This window comes from Synechocystis sp. LKSZ1, from assembly GCF_040436315.1.
Classification (GTDB): Bacteria; Cyanobacteriota; Cyanobacteriia; order Cyanobacteriales; family Microcystaceae; genus Synechocystis.
On the sequence record NZ_AP031572.1, the window covers coordinates 498,812 to 515,737 of the forward strand.

General features: G+C 47.7%; 13 protein-coding genes. 3 read left to right on the top strand and 10 right to left on the bottom strand.

Annotated elements, in window-relative coordinates; translation table 11 throughout:
• Positions 1-172 precede the first annotated feature (172 nt).
• Together ABXS88_RS02440 and ABXS88_RS02445 are read right to left on the bottom strand one after the other, a co-directional pair.
• A complete protein-coding gene (locus ABXS88_RS02440; RefSeq protein WP_353673604.1) occupies positions 173-1,006 on the bottom strand; it encodes a GUN4 domain-containing protein in 834 nt (277 codons plus the stop codon).
• Between the two features lie 31 nt (positions 1,007-1,037).
• Complete coding sequence (locus ABXS88_RS02445) at positions 1,038-3,206, bottom strand: sigma 54-interacting transcriptional regulator (protein ID WP_353674765.1); 2,169 nt, start codon at positions 3,204-3,206, stop codon at positions 1,038-1,040.
• A gap of 102 nt (positions 3,207-3,308) precedes the next feature.
• Between ABXS88_RS02445 and ABXS88_RS02450 the strand changes: the two genes are divergently transcribed.
• From ABXS88_RS02450 to ABXS88_RS02460, 3 genes are all read left to right on the top strand, one after another.
• Entirely contained in the window at positions 3,309-4,493 is a 1,185-nt protein-coding gene (locus ABXS88_RS02450) for a glycosyltransferase (protein WP_353673605.1), read from the top strand.
• A gap of 21 nt (positions 4,494-4,514) precedes the next feature.
• Positions 4,515-5,513 (top strand): glycosyltransferase, encoded by a 999-nt coding sequence (locus ABXS88_RS02455; protein ID WP_353673606.1) that lies wholly within the window; start codon positions 4,515-4,517, stop codon positions 5,511-5,513.
• A 155-nt stretch (positions 5,514-5,668) separates the two neighbouring features.
• Positions 5,669-6,925 (top strand): HhoA/HhoB/HtrA family serine endopeptidase, encoded by a 1,257-nt coding sequence (locus ABXS88_RS02460; protein ID WP_353673607.1) that lies wholly within the window; start codon positions 5,669-5,671, stop codon positions 6,923-6,925.
• Here ABXS88_RS02460 and ABXS88_RS02465 read toward each other — a convergent pair.
• The 8 genes from ABXS88_RS02465 to ABXS88_RS02500 form a co-directional block, all read right to left on the bottom strand.
• A complete protein-coding gene (locus ABXS88_RS02465) occupies positions 6,922-7,572 on the bottom strand; it encodes a biotin transporter BioY (RefSeq protein ID WP_353673608.1) in 651 nt (216 codons plus the stop codon). The genes ABXS88_RS02460 and ABXS88_RS02465 overlap by 4 nt on opposite strands.
• The gene (gene bioB, locus ABXS88_RS02470; RefSeq protein ID WP_353674766.1) at positions 7,556-8,650 is read right to left on the bottom strand and encodes a biotin synthase BioB; all 1,095 of its coding nucleotides are present in this window, start codon (positions 8,648-8,650) and stop codon (positions 7,556-7,558) included. Before bioB ends, ABXS88_RS02465 begins: the two co-directional genes overlap by 17 nt.
• A 78-nt stretch (positions 8,651-8,728) precedes the next feature.
• On the bottom strand, positions 8,729-9,460 hold the full coding sequence (cysH, locus tag ABXS88_RS02475; protein ID WP_353674767.1) for a phosphoadenosine phosphosulfate reductase: 732 nt from the start codon (positions 9,458-9,460) through the stop codon (positions 8,729-8,731).
• Between the two features lie 348 nt (positions 9,461-9,808).
• Positions 9,809-12,145 carry a response regulator gene (locus ABXS88_RS02480; RefSeq protein ID WP_353673609.1) on the bottom strand — a complete coding sequence of 779 codons (2,337 nt, stop codon included), beginning with the start codon at positions 12,143-12,145 and terminating at the stop codon, positions 9,809-9,811.
• On the bottom strand, positions 12,142-12,504 hold the full coding sequence (locus ABXS88_RS02485) for a circadian clock KaiB family protein (RefSeq protein ID WP_353673610.1): 363 nt from the start codon (positions 12,502-12,504) through the stop codon (positions 12,142-12,144). The genes ABXS88_RS02480 and ABXS88_RS02485 overlap by 4 nt, the downstream gene beginning before the upstream one ends.
• 9 nt (positions 12,505-12,513) lie before the next feature.
• Positions 12,514-12,849, bottom strand: coding sequence for a circadian clock KaiB family protein (locus ABXS88_RS02490; RefSeq protein ID WP_353673611.1), 336 nt, complete (start codon positions 12,847-12,849; stop codon positions 12,514-12,516).
• Positions 12,849-14,585 (bottom strand): circadian clock protein KaiC, encoded by a 1,737-nt coding sequence (gene kaiC, locus ABXS88_RS02495; RefSeq protein ID WP_353673612.1) that lies wholly within the window; start codon positions 14,583-14,585, stop codon positions 12,849-12,851. The genes ABXS88_RS02490 and kaiC overlap by 1 nt, the downstream gene beginning before the upstream one ends.
• A gap of 113 nt (positions 14,586-14,698) precedes the next feature.
• Complete coding sequence (locus tag ABXS88_RS02500) at positions 14,699-16,876, bottom strand: EAL domain-containing protein (RefSeq protein WP_353673613.1); 2,178 nt, start codon at positions 16,874-16,876, stop codon at positions 14,699-14,701.
• Between the last annotated feature and the right edge of the window lie 50 nt (positions 16,877-16,926).

The following is a 16,926-nucleotide window of genomic DNA, read 5'->3' on the forward strand; positions in this document are numbered from 1 at the left end:
CCGAATTAGGACTCTAGATCTTTACTCCTCTGCTTCTGGCACCTCCCGTTGTGAAGGGGATAGTGGGGTCTACTTGTGTAGTCGGGCTTTAGAGATTTGGTATTAAACACTATACTAGGCATCTTCCCCATCGAAGGAATTGCTTAAGCTTCGAGGCCTAATAATCGACTAATCAATTCTCCTTTGACGATGAGATTGATGTTTTGAGCATACTATCACTAAAGCGTTGCATTAAAGTAATAAAGCGCATACTCTGAGAGTCTATAAATTCACCCCAAAACGTACCTTTCCAAAGCAGTAAAAATGGAAATTGACCACGGGGAGCATCTAAAGATTGAATCAGTTGACTGTAGTTAGACAACCAAGTATTATTCTTGCGCCAACCTAGATAATCACCTAGTTGCCGCCATTCTTCTGAATTGAGTTTGGAGCTATTCCCAACTTGATCTAGCACCTGCTTTTGAGCCGAAAAACCAAAATGTCCTTGGCTAAAGTATAGCCACAATTCATTAATCAGAAATAATGTTTCTACAGGGATTGATTGTAGCTCACTGATTTCTAGATAGGCATTTTTTGCACCACAATCCTTAAAAATAAGATGAGCCGTTTCTTGATCTGCTTTTTCCCATTCTCTATTATGCAAGGCTTGAATCAGAGGCTTGTACTTTTGAGTTAAAGGATTGATTTCTGTTTGGCTAGTCCATACCTCAGCTAATTCTTTTGACTGGATAATTATCTCTTTTTTTCTAATTTCTTCTTGATGAGCCTGGTTAGCTTTCTCGATTTTAGTTTCGTATTGTTTGACTAAATTTTGTTTTTCAAGCTGATGTGAGTTTTGAACGTTTGCTAGTTGCTTATTGAATTTATCTTGTGCCTTTTCAAGTTCGGATTTTAGCCTTATTTCGTATTTTGTCTTGAGTGTATTTAATTTTTGATTTTGCCATATCACTAGGATAATTGATGAAATTAGTACTCCCAGTAAAAAGACAGCGACATATTGAATCATATCAGTGTTCCTCTTGTTCGTTTTTCAAAGATTAGAGAATTAAATGCCAAAAGGCCCCAAGAAATAGGCAAATAGTGACGTGTTGAGGAAGTAAGCGAGTAAAGGATTGCTTGCCTAACTTTTGGGTGATAAACATCGACCAGAGGGCCCCTAGCAATAAAACAACACCTTGAAGAAAAGCAATGACCGCTGGATGGGCCATCAGCACTGGCCAACTCTCTCCCGATCCACCAAAGGTATGAATGGCCAAGGGAAGTACTGTACCGGCTTCCCCCAAACCCAGACGTAGATAATGGGCCAAATTACCAGCCCAGACCAGGGGCAGATAACCATAGGCCAAATTGACAAAGGAAACCTTAGTGCCGGTGGGACAACGAGGAATCAAGTAATAGGCTCCCAGGGGAAGCAAAACCGGCAGAGCCAGGGCCAACAGGGCCGCCAACGCATGGGGGCCAAAGGCCTGGAGGTCGAAATCTAGGCCCCATTCCCAGCGCAGTTCCGGTAGGCGATGCAGGAAGACATTGCCCAGCAAAAGAAAGAGCAGGGCCACTTCGTAGGCGCGGGGCCGGTGGGTTGTCCAGAGTTCAATGGCTGGCGGCCGCAGGTTAAATTCCACGGAACGATGGGGACAGGCCTTGAGACAGGTCATGCAGAGGACGCAATCCCGGTTATCTTCCAACTGAGCCGGATGGGAATAGAGAGGACAACCTAATGTTTCTTGGCCCTCTCCCTTCTGGGGCCCGCCTTTATAGCATTGGTAGGTATTGCATTCCGCGGAACAGGTTCCCTGCTGGGCCCGCAGTTCCGTGACGGCCAACTTGGCAAACAGGCCATTCATGCCGCCGATAGGACAGAGGTAACGACACCAAAAGCGCCGCTCGAACAGGGCCGAAAAAATCATAGCCCCAGCGGTAATCAAGAGCAGTAAACAGGCGGAAAGGTAGGCCGTATCCAGTAAATCCCAAAGTTCTTCCCACAATAAAATCAATGCAAACAGGCCAAAGAGAAACCAGCCTCCCCAGGTTTCCGCCGCCTGGCGTGGCCATTTCTTCAGGCCCAGGGGCCTCAGCCAGAGGGCCAATTTTTGAGTAATTTCGCCGTAGATCATGAAAGGACAAACCGCACACCAAAGCCGGCCCACGACGGGAAAACCCAGCAGAACCAAGGGCCACCACCAGGCCCAGAAGAGATTCAGCGCAAAATTATCGAGACGGTGTTGGGGCCCAAAAAAAAGAATGGTTACGATAGCCGGAAAGGCCCAGAGGGTAATGCCGTAGTTGAGACGGTCGGGCCACCAAGCACTCCGCAGAAAACGTCGCAGGGCCGGGTAGGGATTGAGCAAGTTCCAGCGGAATTGCTGTTTTTTACTCTGGGAGGGCCAGAGGATTTCTTCCGTGATTTGGCGACTGCCCTGGAGTTGGGTCACGGCCCGTTCCACCAGATTGGATAATTCCCGCAGGTTATTGGGGAAGTCGTAGGCCTGGAGCTTGCGCAGGGCCTCAGGGGTAATCGGGATCGTCTCTAAACGCTTGGCTCGGCAACTGAGGCTAAGGTAGTAGTGAACGTAATCTTCAATATCGGCTTTGCGGACGCGCAGAGGCGGGATCTTGATGGTTTGGGGAAAGAGCTTATCCAGGGGCGGAACAATGGTCTCGGCAATGGCAATAATGCGGGCTTGATGGCTTTGGAGGGGGGGCAAGGCTTCCCCTGGACGACTGAGGGGCCGGTATTGGCCCGTTTGCATCAGGGCCACGATGGCCGGCAAGAGGGGTTCCGGGAGATCTTGAATATTGTTCAGGAGTAATGTGCCGCGTCCCAGGGCCGCCAATAGGCCTAGACGGCCCCCAGCCCGGCCAAATAGTTCCTTCCCATTGGCCTGGAGGGTGGCACAGTTGACCTTGACCATGAGTTCGTGACGACAGCTAGAGCCAAAATGAATCAGGGCGGCCATGTTATCTTTTTCCAGGCCTGGTTCGCCAAAGAGGAGCACTGGAGTGGTACTTTCCGCCGCCGCTTTAATGTCGGCCCTGAGCTTAACCGCGTAGCGACTTTTACCGATAATGCCGCGCTTAACCTTGGGCACGAGGTAGGGCCGCAGAATGGCCTGGCGTTCCTGCTCAAAGGAAAGCTGACCGGCGAGCTCCTCCACCTCCTGCACCAAAAATTGTGTCTGTTCCTGCCACCAGGCCAAATCATTCATTTCACTCAAGGATTATTTCCTCCCTACGGGGGTCAATAGGCTTGTCTCGGCTTTTCCAGTATGATCAGAAGATACTTTTGCCCCATCCTCAAATTTTAGCCGGTGCTATCTCCGATCCCTACCCCTAGCGGGCCACTCCAGATCTCCCCAGGGCCGGCGAGCCAGTCTCCTATCCGGTTGTCCTTGGTGCTACCCACCTTCAATGAAAGTGACAACATCCCCGCTATTGTTCAAATTCTGACTCAACTTCTAGAAGCGCATCTGGGGGAAGCCTACGAATTAATCGTGGTGGATGACGATAGTCCTGACCTGACCTGGAAAGTGGCCCTTGGCCTCACCGCCCAATATCCCCATCTCAAGGTCGTTCATCGCGTCGGGGAAAAGGGCCTCTCAACAGCGGTGATCCGGGGTTGGCAGGCCGCCCAAGGGGAGATCCTGGGGGTCATTGATGCCGATCTCCAGCATCCCCCCGAGGTATTAGTGGAGTTACTCCAGGCCATGGAACGGGGGGCCGATCTGGCGGTGGCCAGTCGCCATGTCGAAGGGGGCGGGGTGAGTGAATGGAGCCTATTGCGGCGCTTCCTCTCCCGGGGGGCCCAGATGCTGGGGCTGTTAATTTTACCAGAGGTCATTAGTCGTCTCTCGGATCCCATGAGCGGCTATTTTATGGTGAAACGCTCGGCCATTGCGGGCAAAACCCTCAGTCCGGTAGGTTATAAAATTTTGATCGAAGTGGCGGCTCGGGGAACAGTACCCTGGCTGGCGGAGGTGGGCTACGTCTTTCGGGAACGCCAGGCCGGGGAAAGCAAGGTGACCTGGAAGCAATACATTGAATATCTCCAGCATCTCTTGCGCTTGCGCCTGTCTCGCTCCTCCCGTTTTATTCGCTTCTGTCTAGTGGGGTTGAGCGGGGTGCTGGTGGATATGCTTTTTCTCTACCTCTTAAGCGATCCCACCATGCTGGGTTGGCGTTTGACCCGCAGTAAAATTATTGCTTCCGAGTTAGCTATTGTGAATAACTTTTTGTGGAATGACCTCTGGACTTTTGGGGATTTGGCCCAGCGTCAACCGGGGAAACGTCAGCGCCTGAAACGTTTTATTAAATTCAATCTCATTTGTTTAGCAGGCCTGATCTTAAATGTCCTGTTGCTCAATGTTTTTTATAATCTCCTCGGCTTTAATCGCTACGTCGCCAATCTGTTAGCCATTTTGTTGGTTACGGTCTGGAATTTCTGGTTCAACCTGAAATTAAGTTGGCGCGTGACGGAAGTGAGTCCCCATCAATAAATTTATCCACAAGTTAGTACGATGAGAAAGCTGTATTTTGCGGTGCCTGGCCTGGGAGGGAAGTTTGCCTGCGGTGGCCTCTGGGCGGAACTAAAAACCCTCAAGCTGGCCCAGGCCGTGTGTGAGGCCGAAGTCGTCACCTACCGGCAACGGGAGGCCGGTACCCTCTTCCTGGATGATCTACTGCAAAAACCCTATCTGGAAGACTGTATTTTTGTGATCAGTTGGGGGTTCGATATTAATTTTCTGGCCAAGAAATTAGCGGCCTATCCCGTGATCTACCATGCCCACAGTACAGGCTATTCCCTACGTTTACCCCCCCAAGTTCCCATTATTACCGTCAGTCGCAATAGCTTGGGGTATTGGGGCCAAAAGTCACCAAATTCCCTAATTTACTACTTGCCTAACCATATCTCCGAGGAATTTTATAACCAGCACCAAGAACGGGATATTGATGTCCTGATCCAGGCCCGGAAATCCTCCACCTATCTGCTCCAGCAATTAATTCCGGCCCTGAAAAGTCAATGTAATCTCGTGCTAGTGGATAGTTACGTTGACGATCTAGCGGCCCTCTTTAATCGGGCCAAGGTCTATCTCTACGATTCAGCGGAATACTGGGCCCAGCAGGGAGTGAGTGAAGGTTTTGGTCTGCAACCCCTAGAAGCGATGGCCTGCGGCTGTCAGGTATTTTCCAGTGTCAATGGCGGCCTGTCGGATTTCCTCGATCCTGGTTTTAACTGTTATAAAATTGCGGCGGTGGCCCTGGAATTTGATGTGCAACGGATTCTCCAGACGGTTCAATCCCCGCCCCAGTACCAACTGGCCGAGGCAATTCTGGCCGACTATCGTCGGGAAGCGATTATCCAGCGTCTGCAATGTATTCTGCAGGAAATTAATCTCTTTTTTGACCATCAACGACCAGGTCTAACCCCGATTCCAGGGCTAGATCCAGGACGGCTCTGGCATCTCCGGCTCCAGCAATGTTGGCACAAAGTCCAACGTAAGCTCCGCCATGCCTAGGCCAAAGTCCGCGTCACAGAAACTTCATCTCATCGTCATGGCCCTGACAAATCGACTCCCTATATTAAGAAGGTGTCAGCCCAACGCCGTTTTCTCTATTGCTCCTCATCGGGCTGACTTTTTTCCCCGCTAGTGGTCAATACGATACAAATACTATGAAAGATTATTCCTTCCCTTCCTCCTCTTCGCGTCCAGCTAAATCCCCCCCAGTCTATTGGGGACTAGTGCTGTTAGGAATGGGAATTGGTATTGGTGGTACCTTTCTGGTGACAAATCCGCAGGTTGTGCGACAGTGGACGGCCCATGCGTCCTTGCCGATGCTCTTTGAACAATCAAAACCGACGAATGTAGCCGCTTTAAGCGAGTCGAAGGCCCCGATCAGTACTTTACCGGAACCCTCTAATTTTGTTGTTGATGTGGTCAAGGAAACGGGCCCAGCGGTGGTTCGCATCAATGCCGCTCGTAAAGTTAAGGCAGAGGTTCCTTCCACCTTTAATAGTCCTTTCTTCCAAGACTTCTTTGGTTCTGCCATTCCCCAGCCCTCTCAGGAACAAATTCAACGGGGTACAGGATCTGGCTTTGTTGTTGGCGAAAATGGGCGTATTCTTACCAATGCCCACGTCGTTGCTGGGGCCGATGAGGTCACCGTAACGCTCAAGGACGGCCGGACTCTGCCGGGGCGGGTTCTCGGGGCCGATCCGATGACGGATGTGGCGGTGGTTAAGGTTGAGGCCGAGCACTTGCCCGTCGCTAAGGTCGGGGATTCCGATCAGCTTCAGGTTGGGGAATGGGCTATTGCCATTGGTAATCCCCTGGGCCTAGACAATACCGTCACTACGGGGATTATCAGCGCGACAGGGCGGAATAGTTCAGATATTGGGGTCGGCGATAAACGAGTACAGTTTATTCAAACCGATGCGGCCATTAATCCTGGAAACTCTGGCGGCCCCTTACTCAACGCCAATGGTGAGGTAATCGGCATGAATACGGCCATTATCCAAAACGCCCAAGGTATCGGCTTTGCCATTCCTATCAATCAGGCCGAGCGCATTGCCGAGCAATTAATAGCAACGGGCAAGGTGGAGCACCCCTACCTTGGCATTCAGATGGCCCCAATTACGCCGGAACTGCAAGAGCAGTTAAAAGCCCGTCAAGGCATGACCCTTCCTGTTGATCAAGGCATCGTGATTGTGGGGGTTGTGCCCAATTCTCCAGCGGCCCAGGCCGGTCTGCGAGCAGGGGATGTTCTGACTAGCCTACAGGGCCAAAAAGCCACTAGCCCAGAGGCTGTACAAAACTTGGTTGCCAAAGTCAGTATTGGAACTGAATTGCCTCTAACCGTGCTAAGGGATAACCAAAACTTGGAACTGAACGTTCGGGTTGGGACTCTCCCCGCCAAAGCTAATTCCTAGTAAAACAAGAGTTTACGCAGGAAGTAGGCCAGAACCGCCGTCATACAAACCAGAATGATTTGACTGGGCAGGGCCAAAACCGAAAAATTGAGCAGGGCCTGGGGCAGGGCCGCCAAGGGGAGGAAAGGCGGTTGGCCCCATTTGGCCAGGGCCATCAGCAGAAGATAACCCATGCCCCAGAGGTGAATCATCCCTAAACCGGCCAGGGCACTGACGGTGAGATGTTCAATTTTAGGACGATGACGAAAGGCCAGATAGCCGCAGAGCCAGGCCCCCGGCACAAACCCCAATAAATAACCGAAAGTGGGTTTTTGCCAATAATCCCAGCCTCCACCGTAGGCGAACACCGGCAACCAGGCCAGACCGAGAAAGAGATAACCCATTTGGGCCCCGGCCCCCGCATTACGGCCCCCCATACAGCCCGTCAGTAACACGGCCCCCACTTGGTAGGTAATGCCGAGAGAATGGGAGTAAATCCCGTGATTAAACCATTCCCAGGGCGGGTTGGTGACAAAGGCCTCAAAGAAAGTACTAAAAATAGTCAGTAATAGGCCAATAGCCGTCCAGAGTAGCTCCGTGAGCAGGGCCGGTTGGCTTAGGGACGGCGAGGCCGGTTCAGAAGAATTAGATTCAGGCTTGGTATTCACCGGGAATCGGGGCTTCTCCCCCCGTCAAACCGAGGGAGGCTAACATGGCATGGTCTTGATCCGGGGATTGCCCCAGGGTGGTCAGGTAATGGCCAATCAGCATGGCATTGATGCCGGCCTTGAGTCCTAGGTTTTGGAGTTGGCCCATGATCGCTTCCCGGCCCCCAGCGTAACGCAGGATCTGTTGGGGTAAGAGAAAACGGAAAATTGCAATCGCCTTAAGGGCCTCGTAGACATCCAGCTTGGGCAGATCCCCCAGGGGAGTGCCAGGACGGGGATTCAAGAGATTTAACGGCACGGACTCAACCCCCAGTTCCCGCAGGGCCAGGGCCAGATCAATGCGGTCTTCCCAACTTTCCCCCATGCCGAGAATGCCGCCGGTACAGGCTTGAATGCCGGCTTGTTTGAGGTTTTTCACCGTCGCCACCCGGTCTTGCCAACTGTGGGTTGTGACGATCTCAGGATAAAAATTCTCCGAAGCCTCTAGGTTGTGGTTGTAGCGCGTCACCCCAGCTTCTTTTAACTGCTGGGCCTGTTCCAGGGTAATTTCCCCCAGGGCGCAACAGGGCTTGATGCTGGTTTCGGTGATGATTTGGCGTACTGTTTCTAGAATTTGCTCAAATTCCTGGGATTTTGGACTATGGTACTTTAGCCCCCGGCCCTGACTGACTAAGCAAAACCGTTTGGCCCCAGCCGCTGCCGCCGCCTTTGCTTGAGCCAGAATATCGTCGGGAGATTTGAGGCCATACACCGGGGAATCCGGGCTGGGATGATGGCTGGATTGGGAACAATAACTGCAATTTTCTGAACAGTTCCCCGATTTGACATTAACAATACTGCACAGATCCACGACGTTGCCACAGCAGGCCTGACGGATTTGGTCGGCGGCATCACACAGGGCCAGGATGGCCGCTTCCCCTTCAATTTGACTCAACAACAGGGCCTCTTCTCGACGGAGTTGCTCACCGTCAATCACCCGTTGGCTGAGTTCCCCTAACCAGACCTTGAGCGGTTCTAGGGTCTGAGGCGGCAAGGTAGAGGGTGTGACGGTAGGAGGCGCAGAGGAAGTTAGAACCACGTTAACATACCCAAATTGTCGAGAAGTAACCAGCATTCTATCACTTGCCCCGTCATCTTTCCAGCCTAGGGCAACGTGCTACAGCGTACTGGAATCCAGACTTTGGCCCACCCCTGGACTGAGGGGTAAATGGAGGCCGCATTCCTGCTTGAGGCCATGGAAGCGAGTATCGCGCTCGTTGGTATCATCGGCCATCAAGGGCCGACTGGAATGCCAATCCCCCACCGAGACATAACCCTGGTCAAAGTAGGGATGGTAGGGGAGGTCATGGGCCGTTAAATATTCATAAATGGTTTTTGCGTTCCAATTCAGGATCGGCAGAACCTTATAGTAGTCACCCTGGAGAACCACCGGTTGTAACTGTTGACGATGCTGGGTTTGATCCCGCCGTAATCCGGCTAACCAGGCTGTGGCCCCCAATTCCCGCAGGGCCCGTTGCATGGGTTCCACCTTGCGAATTTGGTCGTAACGGTTCAGGGCCTCGACCTCTTTTTGTTGCCAGAGCTTACCATACAGGGCCTCCATACGGGCCGGGCTGAGGGGGGATTGATAGACCTTGAGATTAAGGTTTAACCGTTGGCTTAAGCTTTCAGCAAATTGATAGGTTTCGGCGGGCAAGTAGCCGGTGTCAATCCAAATTACCGGAATATCCGGTGCAATGCGAGTCACCAGATGTAACATCACAGCGGCCTGAATGCCAAAGCTGGTACTCATCACTAACCCGTCGCCAAAGGTGTCCACGGCCCAGGTCACAATCTCCTCCGCCTTGGCCGCCGCTAATTGTTCCTGGGCCAAGGTTAAATCAATCATGGGCGCTAACGCAGTCCCTCCCCGATGGGAACTAGTCTTGATTGTCTGTGGTGCATTGACTAGTGCCACTGGCGTTGAACCTGAGTTGGAAGAATTGGTCATAGTGGAAGGAATAGGCATAGGGCAGGGGTCAAGTCCCCATCATAGAACCAGGCATTCCCTAAAATTCTATCAACTTCTCTCAACAACCTGGCGGTTCTCCCCCGTGGGGCCTGATGGCCCTCCCAGCTAGTTTCTCGGTAACCTGGGAGGAATCGCTATCGCTTTGGCTGGGTGTCAGCGGTGCAATTGTTCCCTGCGGTTAGGGTCTTTTGCCTAGCAAACCATCGAGGATTGTTCCTTTCTGTATTAAGCATCCTCAGAAATACGAGTAATATCTAGGATGGTCTCTGTATTAAAATCAAGTACTAGCTCCTTGAGGGCCTGGGCTATTGCCGTTTGGTCATTGGGCAATTGGTCAATCACCTCCAACATTTCATCCGTATCCACCCGGTAAGCCGCTTCATACATTTTGCGTAACCAATCTGGAGATAGATTGGCTAAATCCGCACGAGACACAGTACCGGGAGTCAGTCGAGAAGCCGGCATTAACGCCAGTGACTCTGGACTTTCTGGTATCGCCTCAGGTGATAAGAGAGTCTCTAGCAGTTGCAACAATTGGGTAATGGCATAGGGTTTTAATAAAAAAGCCTTAACGCCCGCCTCCATCGCCAAGGCCTTATTCTCCACTAAGCCGCTTATCGCAATAATTTTGACTTGGGGATTGATTTGCTGTATTCCCCGAATGGCCTCTAGGCCCGTCACATTCGGCATCATCATATCCATCAGTACGATCCGAACTTCTCGTTGGTGCTCACGGTATAGATCAATCGCCTCTTGACCATCCTTAGCAAGCAAAGTGTGATAGTGGTAAGTCTCAAGGGACGCCTGGGTAATATCCCTCACAGAGGCTTCATCATCCACAACCAAAATTAACTCATCCCGGCCTTCTCGAGGAGACGGTGGCAACGAGGGGGTGATAGCCACTGCATCGGTAGCGGGTAAAAAGACCTCAAAGGTACTTCCTTCACCCAGTTGACTGGATACTAAAATGAAGCCCCCATGACTTTTGAGAATCCCCGCCACCGTCGATAATCCCAAGCCGGTTCCCTTACCCGGTTCCTTTGTTGTAAAAAACGGCTCAAAAATACGATCCAATACACTGGGGTCAATTCCTAGCCCCGTATCTATTACTTGTATCACTACATAACGTCCTACCTTGGCTTCCCAATGGGAGTGGACAAAATTTTCATCCAACGTACAATTTTTGGCTAAAAGTGTTAATAATCCTCCCTGGGGCATGGCATCCCGAGCATTAATCAGTAAATTCATAAACACTTGGTGCATTTGAGTTGCATCAGCATCAACCATCCAGAGAGCTTCCATCTGCCGATGAAGCGAAAGTTTAATCGATTTTGGAAATGTTTGTTGAGCAACATTGATGACGTCTTTCAGAACATTTTCTAAATGCAAATGAGTATGCTCTGTTTCACCACCTCGACTAAAAAATAAAATTTGCTTGACTAAATTAATGGCTCGTTCTGCGCTAGTTAGTAGTAAATTCAATAATCTTTGTGTTTGTCTATTATCCGTCTGGGAAAGTTGCATCTTTAGCAATTGGGTCGCGCCCATAATGGGCGTCAAGATATTGTTAAAATCATGGGCAATACCACTTGCCAAGGTTCCTAGACTCTCCAAGCGTTGAGCATGATAAAATTGCTGCTCTAGTTGTTTAAGTTGGGTAATATCGGTAATAATCTCAAGTCCTTGCCAACAGTTCTGATTAACATTCCATTCTGCCACATAACTAGAAGATAGCCAGTGAACTGTCTGGTCTAAGTGCCAAAAACGATAAGACATCATGCCCGGTCGTCCGGCTTGAATATCCTGGGTTAAGCTAGACAGTAACTTCTCCCGATCTTCTGGGAAAATTTGCTCTGTCATCAAAGTTGGATCCTGATTAATAGCCTCAATGCTATAACCGAAAAGTGCCTGCGTCCCCCCCAACCAATTATCAATTTGCAAAGTTCCATTTGTTAATAATCGAAAATTTTTAATTACAATAATGGCACTGTTGAGAATCTGACTAATTTTAGCCGCTTCTTTAATTTTAGATTCGGTAATATCCGTAATAATAATGCTATTGAACGATAAATGATCAATGTCAATTTTTTTGAGTGACAACTTGACCGGAATTACTTCCTCTGTTGCTGTCATCAGTGATAATTCTTGAGTTAAAATTTCCTTATTTTGAATACTATTCAACAATATCCCCAAAGATTTCTGATCCTGCGGTGCGACAAATTGAATCAGATAGGAACCGATCAAATTATTGAGAGAACAGTTTAGTAACCGCGCTAGTTCTTGATTAGCATACAAAATCAAACCATCCTCTGCTACCGTTGCCGCCCCTTCCCCCATCTGCTCCACCAAGCGCTGATAAACGTAATCCGCCCCCTGGAGTGTAAAAATCCGTTCGCCCTCTTCGTTGGAAACAATAATGGCATCTACTGCCCCAGAGCGAATTGCCTGCAAAACATCCTCGTTTTCTTCGAGTCTTGCTCGGGTTGCGGCCAACTGTTGGCGGAGGCTTTGCACTTCCTGTTCCAGGGCCTTTAAATGGGTTTGAGACGTTATCTTCGTCATATTTGGGGAGGAGGAATTTTAGGCATAATATTCAGACCAACCAATAGCTTTTCTGTATCTGACAAGTTACCAATAATCCTGCGTAGGGGTAATGGCAACTTCTTAATTAGTGTTGGAGCCGCCACAATATTCTCAGTTATAACTGCATCTGTTTGTTGATAAATATCTACCACCTCTAATTCATAACGCCCCTGTAGATAGTCTTCACAAATTTGCTTGAGATTTTGCAATGCCTTCATTGATTGAATGGTTGTCCCAGCAATATAAAGACGGAGAATATAATGTTGTTCCTGGGATTGAGAAAGGATCTGTTCAAAGACCTCTGTCGTTTTGGATTCTAAATCATCTGCATCTATCATTTTCGTAGCCTAGGGATTGATTACTGTATTATTAATAGGATTTAGAATCTGCAACCCAACCAAAACTTTTTCAGTGTTGGATAAATCGCCAATAATTTTTTTTATGGGTTCAGGTAACTTCCTTACGAGGGTAGGCAGAGCTAAAATGCTGTCTTCGATGGCTAACTGGGGCTGTTTGCTTAAATCAATAATTTCAATATGATATTGACCATTTAAATACTCCTCACAAATTTTTTTCAAATTTGCAAAAGCCAGGAGGGATTTAGGAGTTTGTCCTGCCACATACAAACGTAAGTGCCAAATCTCTGGGTTGTTATCATCGAACGGACTTGGTAAATCAGTCATTAGTCGGTCACTCCTTGATCATTAAATTGATCATCAGCAGGGGAAATATAGCGGGATTTTTTGATGAGCTCGCGATTCATCGCCAGGTTTTGCTGAGATGCCTCCTCTTCTGACCTTAACAGTGCCCACTCTTCATCTTGATGAGCTAATTGCATTTTCAGCGCTTCAATTTGGGTCTGAATCTGATATTTTTCCCGCTCAAAATTAAGTTTTTTAAGCTCAAAGGTTTGCTGGCGTTTACGGGCTATTTCTCGCTCCTCTAAGGCTTGGTTAATACGCTGTGTCCCCGTCAATACGGTTCCTTCTCCCAAATAAACCTCCACCAAATCAATCCCCTCATCACTCAGGATAAATTCGCGAACTTGGTTAGAATGCCTCATCCCTCTAGATTTCAAAATGTAGAGAATTCGATTACGCTCCCCATTCACTTTGAGCGTTTGTAATTCCAACCAAGTATCCATCAAGGAAGAAACCCCTATTTCCGTCTGTTCATTATCCGCTTCCACGTTTCCAGACGTCAAATTGGTCATTAGCACAGTAATCTGTTGTCCCTTGAGGTAGTCAAGCAAGCGCATAAAAAAGCCCTTAGTCTGTTTTATACTTCCGCTCATGATTAAATTGCTCATGGGGTCGATAATGATCGTACTGGGTTTAAACTTTTTCACCCAGTGATGGATTTTAAACAGACGCATTTCCAGATTATAGCTGGTGGGACGCACCGCATCAAATTGGAGTAATTGACGATCTAAATAGGGTGATAAATCTAGGTTAATAGATTTTAAGTTACGACAAATCTGTTGGGGAGATTCTTCCGTCGCCAGGTATAAACACCGTTCCCCCCGTAGGCAGGTTGCTTGAGCAAAAAAGGCGGCAAGATTCGTTTTACCTGTTCCTGCCCGTCCCGTTATCAAAATACTACTACCTCGGTAGTAGCCCTGACCGCCTAGCATATCATCGAGCTTAGAAATCCCTGTGGAAACTCGCTCGTCGGAAATTCCGTGATCCAAGGTGATAGAGGTAATCGGTAGAACAGAGAGTCCATTTTCCTCAATTAGGAAGGGGTATTCATTGTTGCTATGGCGCGACCCCCGATATTTAATCACTTGAATGGTTCGGGTTGCAATTTCTTCTACGGTTGTTTGCTCCAGTTTGATCACACAATCCGATACATATTCTTCCAGTCCCTGCCGAGTTAAGGTCTGATCGCCTCGTTCTCCGGTAATGATAGCAGTCATTCCCTTATTTTTTAACCAATGAAAAAGACGACGTAGTTCAGCTCGGATAATACCAGTATTCTTTAATCCTGAAAAGAGGACTTCAATGGTATCTAAAAGAATTCGTTTCGCACCGATCTTATTGATAGCATAATCCAGGCGGATAAATAGTCCTTCGAGGTCGTATTCCCCTGTTTCTTCAATCTCACTTGCTTCGATATAAACGTGATCAACCAGCATTTGGCCCTGAGCAACTAAACTCTGTAGATTCCAGCCTAAAGAAGCCACATTTTGAGCAATTTCTTCTGCTGTTTCTTCAAAGGTAATTAATACTCCTGGCTCCCCATATTGGGTTGCTCCTCGCACTAAAAACTCGACCCCAAACAGGGTTTTACCACAACCTGCCGAGCCACAGATCAGGGTTGTTCGTCCTTGAGGCAACCCACCATCGGTAATTTCATCAAACCCTTGGATACCTGTGGGACACTTTAAGAGAGAGAGACTTGGATTAGTTTCTATCATAGACTTTACAGAAGCAGTTAATAAAATAATACTGATATAAATTCCCTTTTTGCTTATTTTTATATTCTTTTTATGTTTCTAGATAGAATAATGAATTTGGTCATTGGTCTGAGTTAGGCTAGTGTTGGCTGGAAGATGGCCTCAAAATTAAGGGGAAGAGGTTTTGCAATTTCATAACCTTGGGCATAATCCAAGCCCATGGCTATCAGTTTCTCTAAAATCACGCCATTCTCAACAAACTCAGCAATCGTTTCGAGATTCATAACGCGGCCAATACGATGAAAGCTTTCCACAATAGTATGGTCTACTTTACTATGGACAATATTCTTAACGAAACTGCCATCAATCTTTAAATAATCCACAGGAAAATGTTTGATATATTCAAAGGAGTTCATGCCATGACCAAAATCATCAATGGCAAAACAACATCCTAATTCTTTGAGTTCCTTAATAAATTCAATGGCTTGTTCAAAATTTGCAATCGCTGTACTCTCTGTTAACTCAAAGCAAATCTGCTGCGGGGGGATTTGGGTCTGCAAAATTTGTTCTTTTAAAAATCCAAGAAAATTTTCATTGTTAATACTGGCTCCTGAAATATTAAGGGCATATAAATCAGGTAACATATTTCCTGGTTGATGAAACTGCTGGTAGTAATCATTATATTGCTGGAAAAAGTGACTAATCACCCAACGGTCGATAGCTGGCATCAAATCATAGCGCTCTGCGGCCGGCATAAAAATTCCCGGCGAAATCACCTTTCCCTCCTCATTGATTAAACGCAATAAAATCTCGTTGTAAACTGGTTTGTTATTATCTCCAATGGGGACTACTTTTTGATAATAAAGGCAAAAATTGCTTTCCTCCAGAGCCTGATGAATCTTAAGTACCCATCGTCTTTCTTGACGTTGACGAAACAATTCATCGTCATTTTCTTGATATACATGAATGCAATTACGTCCTCGTCCCTTAGCCGCATAACAAGCAGCATCGGCAATACTGAGTAGTGTATCTTTATTTCTTGTTCTGTCATCAATCCCAACGACCCCAATACTCACACTAATACTAAAAATTTTATCGTCCCAAGCAAAATGTAACTGTTCGATCGCATCCCGAGTTTTTTCTGCAACTTCTTGAGCTTTTTTTAGGGAGCAATGACGTAATAAAAATGCAAATTCATCCCCTCCTAATCGGGCTAAGGTGTCATTTTCTCGAATACAGTGTTGAAGCGTCTTAGACACCTGGCGCAATAATTGATCACCGGCTGCATGACCACAGGTATCATTCACAATTTTAAATTGATCTAAGTCTAAATAACATAAAACATGATGATACTCTTGCCAATCCTCTGCCGCTAACAACGTCTCTAAGGCCTGTTCAAAACCATGACGATTGACTAAGCCGGTGAGAGCATCATGACTCGCCTGCCAAGATAATTGACGAGTAAAATTGCGAGAAGCAGTCACATCTCGAAAGATAATTACAGCACCTAGAATATTGCCCTGGTCATCTCGGATTGGTGCGGCCGAATCATCAATGGCAAACTCGGCGCCATCACGGGATATTAAAGTGGTATCGCGGGCAAGGTTAATAACCCGAATTTCGTCGAGGGCCTGGGTAATAGGGTTAATAACCGGGTCTTTAGTCAACTCATTGACAATTTTAAACACCTCAAATAGATGAACTCCCTTGGCCTCTTCCCCATTCCATCCCGTTAAATATTCAGCAACGGAATTAACGTAGGTAATATAGCCTTCCGCATTGGTCGTAATTACGCCATCCCCAATGGATTTAAGTGTCACCTGAGCCAGTTCCTTTTCAAAAAAGAGAATCGCTTTAGTCCGCTTATGCTCTTCGATTTCCTCGATGAGTTGGGTATTGATGGTTTGCAGGTGGTTTTGGAGTCGCTGGAGTGATAACTGGGTATTGATTCGAGCTAGCAATTCTTCTATTTGAAAGGGCTTAGTAACGTAATCTGCTCCTCCCACTTTAAACCCTTGAACTTTATCAAAGGTACTGGTTAAGGCACTTAGAAAAATGATAGGAATATGGGTCGTTTGAGGATCTGCTTTTAGTTGTTGGCAAATGTCATAACCACTATAGTCGGGTAACTTGATATCTAGCAAAATTAAGTCTGTGGGGGCTACGGAGGCCCCTCTTAGGGCGGCAGTTCCTGTGGTACAAGCACGCACCTTATACCCTTCTTCCCGTAAGATATCCCGCAGAAATCGTAGATTACTGGGGTCATCATCAACGACTAAAATACTCTTGAAGCTAGGAAGCGTCATTGCCATGTTTCTAAATTTTTATGAAATTACCTAGAGCTTCTTCCTTTGATCCTAGC

Coding starts and splice junctions, on each gene's coding strand:
- ABXS88_RS02440 (WP_353673604.1), bottom strand. CDS start 1,006: ATGATTCAATATGTCGCTGTCTTTTTACTGGGAGTACTAATTTCATCA.
- ABXS88_RS02445 (WP_353674765.1), bottom strand. CDS start 3,206: ATGAATGATTTGGCCTGGTGGCAGGAACAGACACAATTTTTGGTGCAG.
- ABXS88_RS02455 (WP_353673606.1), top strand. CDS start 4,515: ATGAGAAAGCTGTATTTTGCGGTGCCTGGCCTGGGAGGGAAGTTTGCC.
- ABXS88_RS02460 (WP_353673607.1), top strand. CDS start 5,669: ATGAAAGATTATTCCTTCCCTTCCTCCTCTTCGCGTCCAGCTAAATCC.
- cysH (WP_353674767.1), bottom strand. CDS start 9,460: ATGATTGATTTAACCTTGGCCCAGGAACAATTAGCGGCGGCCAAGGCG.
- ABXS88_RS02480 (WP_353673609.1), bottom strand. CDS start 12,145: ATGACGAAGATAACGTCTCAAACCCATTTAAAGGCCCTGGAACAGGAA.
- ABXS88_RS02485 (WP_353673610.1), bottom strand. CDS start 12,504: ATGATAGATGCAGATGATTTAGAATCCAAAACGACAGAGGTCTTTGAA.
- ABXS88_RS02490 (WP_353673611.1), bottom strand. CDS start 12,849: ATGACTGATTTACCAAGTCCGTTCGATGATAACAACCCAGAGATTTGG.
- kaiC (WP_353673612.1), bottom strand. CDS start 14,585: ATGATAGAAACTAATCCAAGTCTCTCTCTCTTAAAGTGTCCCACAGGT.
- ABXS88_RS02500 (WP_353673613.1), bottom strand. CDS start 16,876: ATGGCAATGACGCTTCCTAGCTTCAAGAGTATTTTAGTCGTTGATGAT.